Annotated in this window: 16 protein-coding genes; 1 reads left to right on the forward strand and 15 read right to left on the reverse strand. The window is 41.3% G+C overall.

Annotation, left to right across the window (positions count from 1 at the left end):
* From IAE19_RS04800 to IAE19_RS04825, 6 genes are read right to left on the reverse strand one after another with little or no spacing between them, the layout of a single operon-like run.
* Complete coding sequence (locus IAE19_RS04800) at window positions 1-849, reverse strand: ABC transporter permease (protein WP_200459786.1); 849 nt, start codon at window positions 847-849, stop codon at window positions 1-3.
* Window positions 846-1997, reverse strand: a complete 1152-nt coding sequence (locus IAE19_RS04805) for an ABC transporter permease (protein WP_200459787.1) — start codon at window positions 1995-1997, stop codon at window positions 846-848. The genes IAE19_RS04800 and IAE19_RS04805 overlap by 4 nt, the downstream gene beginning before the upstream one ends.
* Before the next feature lie 5 nt (window positions 1998-2002).
* Window positions 2003-3577, reverse strand: a complete 1575-nt coding sequence (locus IAE19_RS04810) for an ABC transporter substrate-binding protein (RefSeq protein ID WP_200459788.1) — start codon at window positions 3575-3577, stop codon at window positions 2003-2005.
* Window positions 3578-3588: 11 nt separating this feature from the next.
* The gene (locus IAE19_RS04815) at window positions 3589-4782 is read right to left on the reverse strand and encodes an LLM class flavin-dependent oxidoreductase (RefSeq protein WP_200459789.1); all 1194 of its coding nucleotides are present in this window, start codon (window positions 4780-4782) and stop codon (window positions 3589-3591) included.
* A 33-nt stretch (window positions 4783-4815) separates the two neighbouring features.
* Complete coding sequence (locus IAE19_RS04820; RefSeq protein ID WP_200459790.1) at window positions 4816-5526, reverse strand: class II aldolase/adducin family protein; 711 nt, start codon at window positions 5524-5526, stop codon at window positions 4816-4818.
* A gap of 14 nt (window positions 5527-5540) precedes the next feature.
* Complete coding sequence (locus tag IAE19_RS04825) at window positions 5541-6599, reverse strand: ABC transporter substrate-binding protein (protein ID WP_200459791.1); 1059 nt, start codon at window positions 6597-6599, stop codon at window positions 5541-5543.
* Window positions 6600-7362: 763 nt separating this feature from the next.
* Between IAE19_RS04825 and IAE19_RS04830 the strand changes: the two genes are divergently transcribed.
* On the forward strand, window positions 7363-8283 hold the full coding sequence (locus IAE19_RS04830; protein WP_200459792.1) for a LysR family transcriptional regulator: 921 nt from the start codon (window positions 7363-7365) through the stop codon (window positions 8281-8283).
* Window positions 8284-8321: 38 nt separating this feature from the next.
* Here the strand turns inward: IAE19_RS04830 and madM are convergent, their stop codons facing one another.
* Genes madM through mdcA form a run of 9 tightly spaced genes read right to left on the reverse strand, consistent with a single transcriptional unit; the run spans window position 8322 to window position 15613 of the window.
* The gene (gene madM / locus IAE19_RS04835; RefSeq protein WP_200459793.1) at window positions 8322-9089 is read right to left on the reverse strand and encodes a malonate transporter subunit MadM; all 768 of its coding nucleotides are present in this window, start codon (window positions 9087-9089) and stop codon (window positions 8322-8324) included.
* Complete coding sequence (madL, locus tag IAE19_RS04840; RefSeq protein ID WP_200459794.1) at window positions 9082-9495, reverse strand: malonate transporter subunit MadL; 414 nt, start codon at window positions 9493-9495, stop codon at window positions 9082-9084. The genes madM and madL overlap by 8 nt, the downstream gene beginning before the upstream one ends.
* 49 nt (window positions 9496-9544) lie before the next feature.
* Window positions 9545-10471, reverse strand: a complete 927-nt coding sequence (gene mdcH, locus IAE19_RS04845; RefSeq protein WP_200459795.1) for a malonate decarboxylase subunit epsilon — start codon at window positions 10469-10471, stop codon at window positions 9545-9547.
* A 12-nt stretch (window positions 10472-10483) separates the two neighbouring features.
* Window positions 10484-11083 carry a malonate decarboxylase holo-ACP synthase gene (locus IAE19_RS04850; RefSeq protein ID WP_413784509.1) on the reverse strand — a complete coding sequence of 200 codons (600 nt, stop codon included), beginning with the start codon at window positions 11081-11083 and terminating at the stop codon, window positions 10484-10486.
* Window positions 11080-11907 carry a biotin-independent malonate decarboxylase subunit gamma gene (gene mdcE, locus IAE19_RS04855; RefSeq protein ID WP_200459797.1) on the reverse strand — a complete coding sequence of 276 codons (828 nt, stop codon included), beginning with the start codon at window positions 11905-11907 and terminating at the stop codon, window positions 11080-11082. Before mdcE ends, IAE19_RS04850 begins: the two co-directional genes overlap by 4 nt.
* A complete protein-coding gene (locus tag IAE19_RS04860) occupies window positions 11904-12755 on the reverse strand; it encodes a biotin-independent malonate decarboxylase subunit beta (RefSeq protein WP_200459798.1) in 852 nt (283 codons plus the stop codon). The genes mdcE and IAE19_RS04860 overlap by 4 nt, the downstream gene beginning before the upstream one ends.
* Window positions 12748-13047 carry a malonate decarboxylase subunit delta gene (locus tag IAE19_RS04865; protein WP_200459799.1) on the reverse strand — a complete coding sequence of 100 codons (300 nt, stop codon included), beginning with the start codon at window positions 13045-13047 and terminating at the stop codon, window positions 12748-12750. The genes IAE19_RS04860 and IAE19_RS04865 overlap by 8 nt, the downstream gene beginning before the upstream one ends.
* The gene (locus IAE19_RS04870) at window positions 13035-13934 is read right to left on the reverse strand and encodes a triphosphoribosyl-dephospho-CoA synthase (RefSeq protein ID WP_200459800.1); all 900 of its coding nucleotides are present in this window, start codon (window positions 13932-13934) and stop codon (window positions 13035-13037) included. Before IAE19_RS04870 ends, IAE19_RS04865 begins: the two co-directional genes overlap by 13 nt.
* Window positions 13934-15613, reverse strand: a complete 1680-nt coding sequence (mdcA, locus tag IAE19_RS04875; RefSeq protein ID WP_200459801.1) for a malonate decarboxylase subunit alpha — start codon at window positions 15611-15613, stop codon at window positions 13934-13936. Before mdcA ends, IAE19_RS04870 begins: the two co-directional genes overlap by 1 nt.
* Window positions 15614-15768: the final 155 nt, after the last annotated feature.

Here is a 15768-nt window from a genome sequence, read left to right on the forward strand (position 1 = left end):
TCATTTTTCCTCAATCCGAGCTGCTGCACGGCCCACACCTTCAGCCAGCACATTGGTTCCAAGTGCAAATAAGGCAATTAAAATCACGGGTGCAAAAACAGCCCACGGTTGAACCAATAGCCCTGCACGATTTTCATTAATCATGAGCCCCCAGTCTGCTGCTGGTGGTGCGACGCCATAACCAAGGAAAGCTAAACCAGATAACATACCAACCGCCCACGTCAGCATCACACCCAGATGAATCAACAACGTTGTCAGCATATTCGGTAGAATTTCATGAAATAAAATATAGCTTTTTGAGTAACCAAGAATTTTTGCTGCTTCTACATATTCTTGTTCAACTAGATTGAGTGCAACACTTCGAGCAAGACGTATTACCCCTGGAATAAATGCAATTGAAACGGTCAATACAATTAACCAAGGCTGCCGTCCTAACATTGAAACAATTAATAGAACTAAAATCAGATCGGGAAATGCCATAAAAATATCAGTCAACCATGTCACGAACTGGTCGACCTTGTTACGAGCGAAAGCAGCCAATATGCCCAAACTGGAACCAATGATTAAAGCCAATAAACTTGCAGCAAGGGTCATCCAGATCATAGAAGCACCGCCAGCCAGTACACGTGACCAGACATCATGCCCAATATAGTCGTAGCCTAGAAACGAGCGTCCCTCAGGTGCGCCATAAGTCATTCCCACCAGAGCAGTAGGTTCAAACGGTACCCATGCAGGGCCGACCAGAGCGAAAATCAAAACCAGACTTGTCACTACAAAACCAAAACGGACTTGTCGCTCACGTATTAACGTTTTAAAAAATGTTCGTTCATACCAGTGAAGTGTGCTCATTTCTCACCTCCCACTTGAGTATTCTTCAATGCATTGCGACGATCGACAGGTTTCACTGTAATTGGCCGCCCTGATTTCCATAAACGTATTGCCTGACGCAGACCGGGTGAACGTGCTTTATGTTTTTTCGCGGTGCGTATTTTTGGAGTGAGTAAAGTTGTAATTAAATCTGCAATTAAATTAACCACCACCACAGAAATGGTTAGCAATAAAACTACCGCTTGTATAGTAGGAATATCTCGCATTTCAATGGCTGCATTAAGCGCATTACCAATCCCCGGATAGCTAAATACCACTTCAATAATTAAAGCACCACTCAGTAAGACCCTGATCGTCAATGCAGTACCCTGTACCACGGGCACTAAGGCATTAGGTAAAACATGCTTCCAAATAATTCGACGCTCAGGAATACCACGTAGCCGTGCAGAGGTCACATAATCTGACTCTAAAGCATCAATCATGGAACCACGTACTAAACGCATCAGATAAGGAATGAGAGATAATGCCAAGGTTAATATGGGTAAAATTAAAAACTCTATCTGGCTAAAAGGGGATTGCCCTGGAATCAACAACGATGCTGCGGGTAAGATGTGGAGAACTGAGGTTGAAAAAAACATCATTAACCAAATCGCGATCACAAAACCAGGAACTGCCTTAAACACAATAGAACTGGAGACAATGATTCTATCGAGTTTGCTATCACGTCGAAGGGCTAACCAGACACCCAGTACCACAGAAACTGGTACAGTTATGACCACCACTAAACTCGTTAAAGCAATCGTATTTCCAAAATAATTCTTAATAATTTGTGAAACAGGAACGTTTGAATCAATCGAACTTCCAAAATTCCCTTGTAATAATTGACTGAACCAATTCCAGTATTGAAGCAAGATGGGTTGGTTTAACCCCAACTGTTCACGAAGTAATTCAACCGTTGCCTCAGGTGCTTCTGCCCCTAAAATGACGCGGGCAGGATCAGATGGAAGTGCCTGTGTGGCAACAAATACGATTAAGCTAATCACAAAAATCACTAGCAGCCCTGATACAATACGGGTCAAAAACCAAGGTAACCATGCTGGTAATTCAAATGATTTGGCGAGTGCTTGCTGTTGAATCTGTGTCTCTACTTTGCTGGCCTGAGTCGTCATAGTCATTACCCTCTTCGCCAGAATTCATCTGTACGCCATGCAGCAAAACCCGTGCGATCAGGCGTTACTCCTCCAATTTGGCTAGAATGGGCATCAAGTACATTGTTGAACCCCCAAATCAACAAACCACCTTGCTCATGCTGAATCTTTTGAGCTTCATGAACCAAAACTTTACGTTTCTCCAGATCAGGCTGTTGCAAAGCTGCATGAACCAATTCAGAAAAACGTTCATTATTAAAACGAGTTTTATTATTGGCTGCGCCTGGCCCATCAATTTGCAAGACTGTTAATAAGAAAGGCCGCGAAACATTCGAACCCGTACTAAATACCCAATCCTGTTTAACTGCATCTGCAAATGTTGCGGCCTCAACCTGTTTAACATTGACAATTACACCTGCTTGCGCTGCATGTTGGGCAAAAACCAATGCCGCATTACTATCAGGTCCCGTATACAGATCAACCTTTAGGTTATGGTCAAAACCTGCTTGTTTTAATAATGCTTTTGCTCTCGCCAAATCTTGCTGACGCTGAGGAATATCATGGTTGTAAACAGGATCGCTAAAGGAGTACAAATCATTGGCAATACGTCCTTGTCCAGCTAACGCTCGTTTGACTAAATCATCTCGATTAGCAATTAAGCGAAATGCCTGCCGTACCCGAGCATCATTAAAAGGAGCTTTGCTGGTATTCATGTCAAAGGACTGCCATGCATCTGTTTCAGAAGCAACTACATTCAAGTGCTTATTGGCTTGAATTAAAGAAAGGTGCTCAGCACTGATTCCCGAGGCAATATCAATCTGCCCTGATTGCAAAGCAGCAAGGCGACCTGTTTGATCCTTAAAATCAATAATCTCAATTGCGTCAGCATAAGGCTGATGCTCTTTCCAATAGTTTTCAAAACGAACAAAGCGTGAACGCTGTCCTGGGTTAAAGCTTTCAAGTTTAAATGGACCTGCTCCCACCACATTTTTAACAGGATCATAATCGGTAGGCACAATGCCCCCCCAACTCATCCATGCCTCTGGCAAGGCGACCAATCCTTTACCATGTGCAAATGGGATCTCAACCGTGTAATCATCACGCTTTTTGATTGCATCGCGTTGTAAGGAATAAAGGTATGCTGCAAAAGGCGAAGCAAGTTTAGAATCTGTTAGACGACGCAAAGAGAAAATCACATCATCTGCAGTTATAGTTTTACCGTGATGGAACTCAAGTCCTTTTTTTAAACGAATTGTCCATTTAGTTCCATCTTCATTCGGTTCAGCAAATTCAGCCAGCGCCAGTTTAGGCTGGATATCACGCCCCCACTCCCATAACTTGGCATATAAGGGCCAACCTCGAAATGCACTGGACATTCCAATCGGTTTATGTGCATCTAAATTTCCAGCCTGATTACCATTAATTACCCCAATTTTAATAACTCCCCCCTTTTGTGGCGTTTCATTTTGGGAAAGGTTTGAATCAGCTTCCTTCGATGGAATGGAATCAGAACGAGAGCATCCCACGAGACTGACAGCAGCAAATGCACCCAAACCTAAACCTGTCTGTTGAAGGAGTTCTCTACGTGTGATTTTAGTCATATCTCTTCCCCTTAAATCACGACGTCTTGATTCAACACAGAACCAACAGATACGTGTTGATTCAACTTGGGTAACTCAAACCCATGATCAAGCTCAAGGAGAGGAAAGAGTAAATCTGCCACACGATAAGCTTCCCCAATTAAAGGGAAACCCGATAGGATGAATGCTGATACACCGTAGCTTTCATATTCTTTAATTCGTTTAGCAATATTTTCCGCACTACCAACTAAAGCAGTACCGGCGGCTGGGCTTAAAATATCGAAACCAAATAAAGATGGCCCTGTCCATACATTAGGATAAATTTCAAAATCTTTAGCTTGCGGTAAAATACCCTGACGCAACAATTCCAGATTTCTTTGGACAATTGGATTGGTACTTTGATAAGTTTCCAACGTCTCATGCGGTGGCAATTGGCGTTTTACTGCTTCAATTGCATAGCTAACATCAATTTTATCAAGTAAGGATTGAGCATACTGCCAAGCCTCTTCTTCTGTTTCCCGAACAATAATTTGCAATCGGGTGCCAAACTCTAAATTACGATTAATTTTTGCAGCTTCAGAAGCAACTTTTTGAAATTTTTCACCTAATAATGGCGGTGTATTTGCAAAGCTTAGATACACATCCAGCAGTTCAACCGAATGCTGAACACCTTTTGCAGAGGTTCCAGCTCCCCAAAGCGGCACACTCTGTTTTTGTGTTGGGCCATGCCAAGTTGACATTGGCGAACTGCCCTCCTGACGTGGAGAAATCTGGATAAACTCCCCCTGAAAGCCAGCCTTATTTCCTAAGTAGTTTTGCTGAAAAGCAGTCCAATATTCTTTACTAAAGTTATAACGTTCATCATGGGAATAATGGATTCCTAAAGCAGCCAACCCCTTATCATTGCCATTGACCACATTAAACAACAAACGCCCTTTAGAAAATGCATCAAAAGTTTGTGCGTACTTTGCTAAAACTGCTGGTTGGACTTCACCTGGATGCTGTGCAACCAAAAATTTCAAACGTTCAGTAAATGGAATTAGACTCGCAGCAACAGCCAATGTTTCATACTCGCTTGTCCCCATTAATGAACCGTAAAAACCAAGACGATCTGCGGTAATTGCAATTTGTTGCAAATGTTCATAATCGGTATCCCAACGACCAGACTCTAACCAAGGATAGGGCCCATCGGGAGATGTGAGATACCATAAAAGTTTTACAGCCATAGTGTTCTCTATATTTATTTTCAAATCATATTTTTAATGAAGGGGAAGTAATCCAAGCGACTTCGCTTTATCGGTTAAGCCACTCATTCGCCACTGCTGTTGTAAAACACCCTGCCCGTATTCACGACTTCCACCAGCCAATTCCGCCAAGAGCTGAATCTGAGCTCCCTCTTCAAGTAAAAGGATAAATTCAGCTGTCTCTTGCAAACCTTGTCGCCCCCATACCGTTGCACCGCCATTGGCTTCCAAGATCGCGCGATATTCAATATCAACGTTGAGTTGATCCAAAATAAAATCAACTTCCGCCTGACGACGGTCAATATAAATCGGCAACTCTTTAAATAAATGGAAGCGTTGAACAGGCACATAACGAAGCGGTAACGTACGATGTGTTTGCGCCCAAGCACCTAAATTAGGAGCATGTACATGAGATATCGTCGTAACGTCGCTATGTTCACGAAAAAGTTTGTTGTAGCGCCCACCCGCCCCTTTTCGTCCCAATAGAACTTCGCCATCAAGTGTTTCCACAACCACTTTACTTTTTTTATCTCTAGACCAAGGGCCGGCATAGTTAAAAGTTACCAAGGTATTTTCAGGCGCACGTTCAACAAAATTGACTGTTCCATTTGCTGTGATCGTGCCTGTTTCACGAAATACATCAAATGCAAATTCAGCAATTTCACGGTGCTGTTCGATAAAATGAGTTAATTCAGCAGAAAGTGGTGTTTGTATAAGAGTAGTCATGTTCAATATCCTCTTTAAAATTGTTTATTTTGACGGCGCTTAAGGACTTCTTGTAAAGGTCGGTGATCTACCCAAGCATTGAGATCGACATCTTTTTCCAAGAAACCATGTAGCCAGAGAAAGTCTTTTTGTTGTTTTAAAAGCTCTAAACGTTCTTCGCTTAGTGAGGGATGTAACGATTTATGGAAATTATTACGATAAGCCGTGGCAACACTTTCTGCTCCAGCAATAGTCTCATCTTCAAGAATCACCAACACCTCATCCAAATGATCTTGCGCCCAATCCGCGGTATCAAATAGTTCTTCCAGAAAATCAACAACCACATCAAAGTGATCTTCTAATAAATCCTGATGCACAGTGATTGGTCGAGGGGTTCCATTGTTTACACGTGAAGTTACATCTGCAAATTGATCCAGATCAATCCCCACTTTTAGACCACGTTTGGTTGCAGCCTCAACAGCAGATGCACCTTTAACATAAACAGCATCCACTTCACCGGTAATCAAGGCATCCAGACCTGACCAATAAGCACTGGCATCACGATCTTGTTTAGATTCAGCTCTTTCAGGAACTTCAACAAAATTAACGTCGCGGAAGGTTAAATTAGCAAGTTGCAACGCACCTCGAACACCCTGTAATGACATTGCCCTGAAAATACTACCAGCACGTTTATCGGCATATTCTGGTAAAGCAATTTTTACGTTTTTTAAGTGTTCTGGCTGGCTAATCTGCGAATCAGGTCGAACAATAATGACTTGCCACTCATCAATCCACGTCAGACCAATCAGGCGACTTGGCGCACCCTCTGAACGAGCAGCCAATGCTGGCACATTGCCTCCTTCACGAAATAATGCAGGAAGCTGATGATCAAAGTGATGAATAGATAATCCCTTACGGGCATCCTGCAGTACAGCCACATCAATCCGATGTTGCTTAAACTTTTCAATCAAAGTACCACGCTTTAATGAAATGCCAGTTGCGGTTGGGACTGGACATCGAGTGACCCATATTTCAGACAGCGCGCTCTTAATGATCTCTTTAGAATCTTCTTTTTTATCGACAACAAGTGACATAGGTATTCCTTAGGATATTTCCAATTTCATATCACTTGTATAGAGCATCTTTTATGCCAAACTTTATTTTTTATATTTTTCATAGACTTAATTAAAAAGCGAGATCAATTTATTGTTTATATTTCATCATTTTTAAAAATCAGTGTTGTTTTTACAACATCTAAAAAGAAAGTCTGCCTTATTCACTGAAAAACAGTTCGTATATGAAGCCTATAAACCCTCCATCCTTATCCAATTCGACAATTTTGTATTCATCAAAAGAAACGAGTTAAAAACGCTCATCTTTACCCGTTTAAATCCAAGTATTCGTTTTAAACCTTTTGCTTTTTCAATTTAAAGCGTGAGCTAACTGCTGCAATCCTTTCTGAAAATGCTGTACATGAGTCAAATGATTGGATCTTTGAGAGCCGTCTTGCGTAGGATAGTTTTATTCCAATCCAAAAATTTTATGGCGCGTAGAACAAAGGCACAGATAAGAAAATAAGCACTTGTAAAAACAATAGCTTATTTAAAAACTTAGTAAAATATGTTAAATTTCAATTTGATACTCAATTTTTCAGTAGATACCACTTAGGGTTAATTTATCAACAAATTAAAACTTCATACAATCGATTAAACTTTATTGTTTTGCCAAGTTTTGTGATCAAGCTGATGCTAAGAAGCCACAATTTAAAGATTTTCAGCTAATAGAAAATCAATAGATATATTCTTATCTATACAAGGATTAAATCTTTAACACTTTCAAAAATGGATAAACGTTAAAATGGAAATTGATGAAGAATTAACTTTAAAAAAAATTCAGATTTTTTTAGCTTTTATGCGAAATGGAAATCTGTCCAAAACTGCTGGAGAAATGCAAATCAGTAATGTCAGTGTTCATAAAGCATTACATTCACTGGAAAGTGCACTAAGGTGCCCTTTATTCAAACATGAAGGTAGAAATCTGATTCCCCTCAAAAGTGCTTATGTTCTACAGGAACATGCGCATAAACTTGTACAGGATATTGTGACAACTGTGAATAAAACCCGTGAGGCGGCAGGTTTTGCAGCTAAGGTGCTCAATTTGGGATCTCTATATTCACTTACAGTGAATACTCTTCCAAATGTGATCAGTCGATTAAAACTAAGACGTGGGGAACTCGATATTCAGTTACTGCTTAGTTCCAATTTAGATCTTGTCAAAAAATTGAAGTCTACCGAATTAGATGCGATTATTGTAGCGTTAAATGAAACCACTCAAGATTCAGACTTTGAGAGTCTACCCATGTTTCAAGATAGCATTTATCTTGCCGTCAACACACACTCACCAATCGCGAAACTGCATGAGGTTGATTTAAGTATACTTAAAGATGAAACCTTTTTAACACTATCTAAAGGTTTTGCAACGCGTAATGATAGTGATATTGTTTTCGAGAAAGCGGGAATCGACCCCAAAGTGTTTTTACAAGTAAGTGATATTTTCACCTTGATTAGTATGGTCAGTACAGGAGTAGGATTAGCATTGCTACCAGGACGTATTTCGAGTATTTATGAAAGCTCTGTCAAATTAATACCGTTACAAAAGCCTTATCAAATTAAGCAGGAAATTGGGCTGGTTTTTTTAAAAAGTAAGGAAAGAGATCCTAATTTATTGGCATTGATTGCGGAGTGCAGAATGTTTGCCAAACAATATATTCAAACCTAAATAAGAGTAACTGATCTTATAATCAGTTACTCCAAAAGTTAAGCACCAATCAGCGCTTTCACTGCAAAAAATAGTACGGTTGGTCCCATTAAACAACCTAAACCAGTATGGAACGTCGCAGTCAATGCCCCATAAGGAACTAAACGGCGATCTGTGGCAGCCAATCCAGCAGAAACACCACTTACTGTCCCTGCGAGTCCACCAAAAATCATAGCAGATCGAGGATTATCCAATCCCATAAATTTAGCTGTCATCGGGGTAGAAACCATGACACAAATTGCTTTAACTAACCCTGTAGCAATAGACAACGCCATTACATCTGAACTTGCTCCAATTGCAGCGCCAGTCACGGGTCCAACAATATAGGTCACTGCACCTGCACCTATAGTAGTAATACTGACAGCATCTCGATATCCAAATATCCACGCAAAAATGCATCCCACGATAAAAGGTAAAATTGTTCCTAACAAAAGTGAAAATACACCAATAAATCCTGCTTTTTTTGCTTCGGTCGCTTGCACTTCAAACGCTGTGGCCACAATTGTGAAATCACGTAGCATTGCACCGCCCATAAGCCCAACACCAGAGAAAAGTGCAATATCAGTAATGCCTTTTTGTCCACCTGTATAAGTCCCACCAATCCATGCCAAAACTAATCCAATAACAATTGCGATTGCAGAGCCATGTACTCGTCCGCGGGTCAGGTATTTGGATAACTTTGTAGAGAACCACATAATCAAAGCAATCAAGGCAAATGCGGTAATTAAACCCAAATGTGTTAGATCTTTAAATAGCATATCAACCATGAGCTTTACCTCCTACACTTGCCATTGTGATTTCTTCTTTAGGCAAAGGCGTTCCTTTTTTATAGCGACTTAAGCCAGCAATCGTTAAAGTACATACAGCAACCGTACAAATAGCGGCTAATACAGCCATATGACCACTTGTTATGGCTGAAACTACATTCTGCTGTGCTGCCATTGCCACCACAACAGGAATGTACATCATTCCCCAAAACACAACCCCTTTTTCTGTTTCAACTTGCATCAATCCACGCTTCTCCATCCATAATCGGATAAAAATCAGCAAAATCATAGCAATACCAACACCACCAACATTGGAAGGTACACCAAGCATTACACCCAATGCATCACCAATAATCACACCCACAAGGGTGCATAATGCCAATAAACCAACTCCATAGATAATCATTGTAAATTTCCTCTATCCTTTGAGTGTCATCATTCTTTCTGATATTGATCTATACAAAATTCTCTTGCTTTTGCATTGCAATAATCAGACTTTCAAGTTGTGTATTCTGAAACGATAAAAGCGTTCCTTCTTTAAATACTTTTCTCGCTAAACCTGTGAGTATTGTTCCTGGGAAAGCCTCTATCTGTAAACGGACACCTCGTTCCCAAGCTGCCTGAACCGTATTGTGCCAGTCAACCACCCGACTCATATTGAACGCCAAATCATCCACAATCTGCGTATCTGTTTTGAGTAAGCGTGCGGATGTGCCACTTAAATATTGAATCGTTGGTTGTTTAGTTGGTATTCCCTCCATAAAGCAAGCGAGTTGCTGTGCTTGCTTTTCTAGCAATACACAATGTGATGGCACACTGATCTCAATCTTCTTAGCAGTTGCTCCAGCTTCATGAGCAGTCGCTACTAACTTTTGCATGGCCTGTACCGAGCCAGAAATAACCACTTGATTTTCAGCATTCAGATTTGCAATAAATACATTGGTATGCTCATCAATCTGGGTAATCCACTGCTCCACCTGTGTTCGATCAGTTCCTAAAATCGCAGTCATACCATAGCCACTTGGGTATGCTTCCTGCATAAGTTGACCGCGTTTTGCCACTAAACGTAAACCATCTTCAAAGCTCATTACATTTGCTACGGTTGCTGCTGCCCAAGCGCCTATCGATAAACCCGCAACAATTTTTGGTTTTAATCCATGTGCTTGTAATAATGCAGAACTAATTACACCAGCCAAATATAGGCACAACTGAACTGAATAAGTTGACTTCAACATCTCAGCCTGATCCAGTAACATCACATCTGTTTTTAAAATATCAGAAGCATGTTCAAGATATTGCTTGACCAAGTGATGCTTAGGAAATTCATGCAACATATTGATCCTTTGCGCACCTTGCCCTGGATATACCCATATCGAGCTCATATCACGCCTCCTTTAACACCACGGATTTTCAACCAAAACGGCATTATCATTGCGTTTTAGGAGAACTTTGCCTGTTGTGGTAGCCCATTCTATGAGTGCAACTCCTCCAGCAGGTGTTTGCAGCTGTATATCAAGCTTCATCTCCAATGAATCAAGTCGTAGCAAAATGTCTTGGGCATCGGTTTTTGACATGGCTTTTCTAACGCGAATCAATAGGTCAATATCACTATTTTCTGTAACAGTTCTCAATCCTGTTGCCAATTCAAAACCCACACTACCCGTATATCCCCAAGGCAAATTTAGACTTTGCATAAGCGGATAAATATTTGCTAATTTCGCTCGAAGATGCGGAAATACATTCAGATCCCTTTCGATTAAACTTTCAGGCTTTACACACTTTTTAATCATGGCAACAGGCATTTGTAACGCAAAACGTTGATTACGTTGTTTACCACGTATGCCGACAGGGATCATATTGTTCCAAGATTCAGCCCTTCTTACGACAACGGGACTATAATCATTTACAGTATCAATCACCCATTGAGGTGCATCATCAGATAATATTTCCGATGTCATGCCCCACAGCAAATCATGTGGCTGCAAAGAAATCATAGCCATTGCTCATGTAAAAGTTCACGAACATGTCGAGATGCGCTACGATTTTCTGCACTCAAACGATGCTTAAGATCATGTTTACCTTGTTGACGAATATCTTCAAAAGTGTGAATCAATACCTGCTTGATATAATCAATATCTAAAGCTGTAGGATCATCTGGATCACTTACTTCAAGCAAATCTGTCAACAATCCTAATGAGTTATAGCTTTCAATGTCATACGCCATTGGTGGAATACTGGCTGCTAATTTTTCAAGTTCATCAATTGTTCTTAACGTTACGCGTGCCGCAGATTCCTTACCCATAGCATGTACCATCACGCTCTGATCTTTTAATGCAAGAACACGATTCGCCTGATAACCATGAGCCAAAAATGCACCAGACATTGCTTTGCCGACCAGTAAACTCACGATGGGATGTCCCGCAAGTCTGGCACGTACATAACTATCCACAGCACCAGCTAAAGCCTGATGAATGCCTAGCAGTTCTTCACGACGTCCATAGGCCTGACTAGGTACATCCACAATACAAAGAATGCCACGCTTTTTTACAAGGTTTTGATCTGCCTGAATCACCTTATCTACAGCCTGAGCAAGTGACCACCCTTCCAACAAACCTACTTCCCCTCTATTTGCACGTGGGAAATGATTATGATGATCCTCAATAACACAAAATATGCTTAATGGTTCCGCCTGCAATTGCCCAGTAGCAATAAGCAAAGAGTCTATACCACTATCAACTGCTTCAAAATTTTGGGTCAAGGCATGAAACCAGTGTTTGCCTCTTATCGAATTTTTAAGGTTATTTACGTCCATATTCACGACTGATCTCCTTGATACAATGCTCGAACCTCAACCGGTAAAATTTGCTGTGTGGTGTCAACCTGAGCCAATTTGGATAAATAAAATTCGGCCTGAGTACTACGCTGAATCGGAGGGAGCCCTAGATGGATGTATTCAGTTACCCGCCCTCTAATTTGATCACGGTCATCCTCGACATAAGCATCAATCAAACTACTGGCAAAGCGCTGTTCACCACCTGTAATACTCCAGATAAATGGACGATCTTTGGCATTATATTCTTCAATACCTGCCTCTTGCTCAATCACTTGCGGCCCATTCAAACCTAAACGGCCTTCTTGCGTCATAATCAGATAACTACATAATCCTGCCGCAATTGACATGCCTCCGAAGCACCCAACACTCCCTGCAATCAAACCAATTACAGGCTGATACTGTCTTAACTCAACAATTGCAGAATGAATTTCCGCAATTGCAGCTAATCCCAAATTAGCTTCCTGTAAACGCACTCCACCAGTTTCTAGTAATAAAACAGCTTTGGTGGGAATATTATTAAGGTTATCTTTAATCGCCAGCTCAAGTGCACCAGCGATTTTGGCACCACCGACTTCTCCTAAACTTCCGCCCTGAAAAACACCTTCAATTGAAATAACCACCACGGGCTGTTGTTCGATCTGCCCTTTCATCACCACTACACCGTCATCGGCCTGTGGCACAATATTTTGTTTTGGTAGCCAAGGGGACATTACTTGAGCAAAAGGATCTAGCAGTTCTTTAAAACTACCTTGATCTAACAAATATCTAGCACGTTCACGTGCATCAAGCTCAATAAAGCTCTGCTTATTAAGTAAATAATCAATATCAGCCATGTTGTACTTCCTCAAATGCTTGCTCTAGTCGTAATCGAACAACACCAGGGGTTGCACCAAAATCATGAATATCAATATGAACTGCGGGGACATTTTGTTCTAAAAAAATACGCTCAAACAAATTTTTCCAACGCTGCTCACTACCATCCACAGACGTCATTACCTGAATGGTCGTTTTTCCTGATATACCTGGTTGCATCAAAATCTCTAAATCACCCGATCCGACACAACCGACACGAGTCATTTTTAGAGGCGGGCGATTTGCCATAAATTCAAAATTTAATATTTCCATTGATATCTTCCCTGTAATTCCTTGACGTTATATTGTTCAGCCTGATCCAGGAACAGCAGTGTCGCGAGTAAATCTGCGGCACCTCCAGCTGATGCTCGCATGGCGAGTAAGCGTTGTTCCAACTGTTCAAATCGTTGCTGCCCTTGATGTGTTGAACATCCTCCTAGGTCAAGTACCTCCTGAGCACCACGCTGCATTTCGTAAAGTCCATCAAGTCCTGCCCGATGAATCACACACGTATCCGTTAGTTGTGCCATCATCGCAAGTAATGCATTCAAATTAGCTTGAGTTTCTGTCATTCTTAAATTACGGCTACGCGCTAATTGAGGTAATCCAAATTTCAAAATAACTGGAAACCCTTGCTGCGCTTGCTCCTTAGCACCACTTACACCAAATTTCTGATGTGCCAGTTGTCCATGGCTCAATGTCTGCTTTGGAATAAAACGATCTTCAATCGAAGCAATTTCACCCGCTAAAGTGCATACTTTCTGTATAAAATGTGATTCATCGTTGCCTATATTTAAAGCCGCTGCTGTTACCACCAGCCCTATAGACCAGATTGCTCCACGATGAGTGTTCACGCCTTGCGTAACTTGCAACATACGCTTTTCACCATGTCGGCCAAGTTGTCCAATATCTTCTCGAAGTGCCTGACAGACTTCGCCATGTAATTCCGCTGCTTCTGCCATCGCTTTAAACATAGAAAATAGGCTGTGTGCAGATTGCTCCATCAACTCAAGGTTTAAATCATCATGAGCACCACTTCCACGACGATCAACCAATGCTGGCTTGGGTGTCAAATTCACTTCATCTAACAAGGCCTGAACTGCAAGATCAGCCAACTGTTCAGCCGTAGCAAAACGGGACTTTTTAAAAATCGCATTCATTACCAGCTCCGAAATTTGGCTGGTGGCTGATACAGTCCATCTGACCATGTCACTAGATCTGCAATATTTTTTGCAGCCAAAAGCTCACGCGTTGCATCCGTACGTCGAATTCCCAAGTCTTCAGGAAATACCACCAGCCCTTCCTGACGCAATTTTTGTGTCTTCTTCGGATCATGATTGAGCCCAATAGCAGTTACACCCGCAACGGCAGCAATCATATCTCGACGTTCATCCAAGCTTCTGGCTTTATATAGATAGGCAATGCCTTCTTCTGTAAGAAGGTGGGTCACATCATCGCCATAAATCATAATGGGTGCTAAATCCATTCCTGCTTTTTTGGCCACATCCACTGCATCTAAAGTTTTAACGAATGTTGGTTTTCCGCCTTCTTGATAGGTTTCAACCATTTGTACAACCAGTTTCTTACCCCGCGCGAGATAAGTATCAGTTTCAGTATTTCCAGCAATCCGCATATCCATCCACGCTGGTGTAGCATGACGGCGACCTCGTGGATCGTGCCCCATATTGGGCGCACCGCCAAACCCCGCCAGACGTCCCTTAGTGACTGTAGAGGAATGCCCATCACCATCTACCTGTAGGGTGGCACCAATAAATAAATCAACCGCATATTGACCGGCGAGTTGGCACATCATTCGATTCGAACGTAAAGATCCATCTCTGCCCGTGAAAAACACATCGGGACGCGCAGCTACATATTTTTCCATTCCCAATTCAGTGCCAAAGCAATGCACACTTTCAACCCAGCCTGTTTCAATCGCAGGGATTAAAGTAGGATGCGGGTTTAGTGTCCAGTTTCGACAAATTTTCCCTTTTAAACCCAAGGATTCCCCATAAGTAGGTAAAATAAGTTCGATCGCTGCCGTATTAAAACCGATACCGTGATTGAGTGATTGCACCTGATGCTTTTCATAAATACCGCGAATCGCCATCATCGCCATGAGCACATGAACAGGCTTGATATGTTTAGGATCTCGGGTAAATAAAGGTTCAATATAAAAAGGTTTATCAGCAACCACAACGAAATCCACCCACGAAGCAGGGATATCGACACGCGGTAAATCTTTAACATCATCAACCAGTTCATTTACCTGAACAATCACAATACCATCGCTAAATGCAGCCGGTTCAATAAGTGCAGGTGAGTCTTCTGTACTTGGACCTGTATAAATATTGCCTTGACGATCTGCCATAAAACCAGCAGACAGCACGACATTCGGAATAAGATCGACCAACAAACGAGAATATAATTCGATATACGTATGGATTGCGCCAATCTCCAGCAAACCATCTTCAAGTAATTGGCTGATCCGTAAACTTTGTGTGCCAGCAAATGAGAAATCTAGTTTTCGTGCGATACCATTTTCGAATAAATCCAAATGTTCAGGTCGACCAACACTTGGCATAATCATATGCAAATCATGCAAAATCTCTGAGTTAGCTTGAGCAAGTGAGCGCGATAAAAAATCTGCTTGTTTTTGATTATTACCCTCTAAAACAACTCGATCTCCCGGAGCGATTAAAACTTCCAAAACCTTAATGATGTCCTGAGTCGGGATAACAGCACCATTTGTATATTTCTGAGCCATTTCCAGTTTAAGCTGTTTACTATGCCGACGAGTTGTCCATAATCGCTCTTTATGTTGAACAGAACCTTCCATGTACTTTTCCTTGGTTATGTCTTGATCCGTTCCTTATCAAAAACCTTTTTAGTATTCGGATCAATCAACCAAAATGCACATTCATTAACTTGTAGTTAATAATGGAATCGTTATTTATTTTATTATCAAATACTGAAAACAGCGAAATTCACTAA

The organism is Acinetobacter sp. S40 (assembly GCF_016624705.1).
Lineage (GTDB): Bacteria > Pseudomonadota > Gammaproteobacteria > Pseudomonadales > Moraxellaceae > Acinetobacter.

Coding starts and splice junctions, on each gene's coding strand:
- IAE19_RS04800 (WP_200459786.1), bottom strand. CDS start 849: ATGAGCACACTTCACTGGTATGAACGAACATTTTTTAAAACGTTAATA.
- IAE19_RS04805 (WP_200459787.1), bottom strand. CDS start 1,997: ATGACGACTCAGGCCAGCAAAGTAGAGACACAGATTCAACAGCAAGCA.
- IAE19_RS04810 (WP_200459788.1), bottom strand. CDS start 3,577: ATGACTAAAATCACACGTAGAGAACTCCTTCAACAGACAGGTTTAGGT.
- IAE19_RS04815 (WP_200459789.1), bottom strand. CDS start 4,782: ATGGCTGTAAAACTTTTATGGTATCTCACATCTCCCGATGGGCCCTAT.
- IAE19_RS04820 (WP_200459790.1), bottom strand. CDS start 5,526: ATGACTACTCTTATACAAACACCACTTTCTGCTGAATTAACTCATTTT.
- IAE19_RS04825 (WP_200459791.1), bottom strand. CDS start 6,599: ATGTCACTTGTTGTCGATAAAAAAGAAGATTCTAAAGAGATCATTAAG.
- IAE19_RS04830 (WP_200459792.1), top strand. CDS start 7,363: ATGGAAATTGATGAAGAATTAACTTTAAAAAAAATTCAGATTTTTTTA.
- madM (WP_200459793.1), bottom strand. CDS start 9,089: ATGGTTGATATGCTATTTAAAGATCTAACACATTTGGGTTTAATTACC.
- madL (WP_200459794.1), bottom strand. CDS start 9,495: ATGATTATCTATGGAGTTGGTTTATTGGCATTATGCACCCTTGTGGGT.
- mdcH (WP_200459795.1), bottom strand. CDS start 10,471: ATGAGCTCGATATGGGTATATCCAGGGCAAGGTGCGCAAAGGATCAAT.
- IAE19_RS04850 (WP_413784509.1), bottom strand. CDS start 11,083: ATGATTTCTTTGCAGCCACATGATTTGCTGTGGGGCATGACATCGGAA.
- IAE19_RS04860 (WP_200459798.1), bottom strand. CDS start 12,755: ATGGCTGATATTGATTATTTACTTAATAAGCAGAGCTTTATTGAGCTT.
- IAE19_RS04865 (WP_200459799.1), bottom strand. CDS start 13,047: ATGGAAATATTAAATTTTGAATTTATGGCAAATCGCCCGCCTCTAAAA.
- IAE19_RS04870 (WP_200459800.1), bottom strand. CDS start 13,934: ATGAATGCGATTTTTAAAAAGTCCCGTTTTGCTACGGCTGAACAGTTG.
- mdcA (WP_200459801.1), bottom strand. CDS start 15,613: ATGGAAGGTTCTGTTCAACATAAAGAGCGATTATGGACAACTCGTCGG.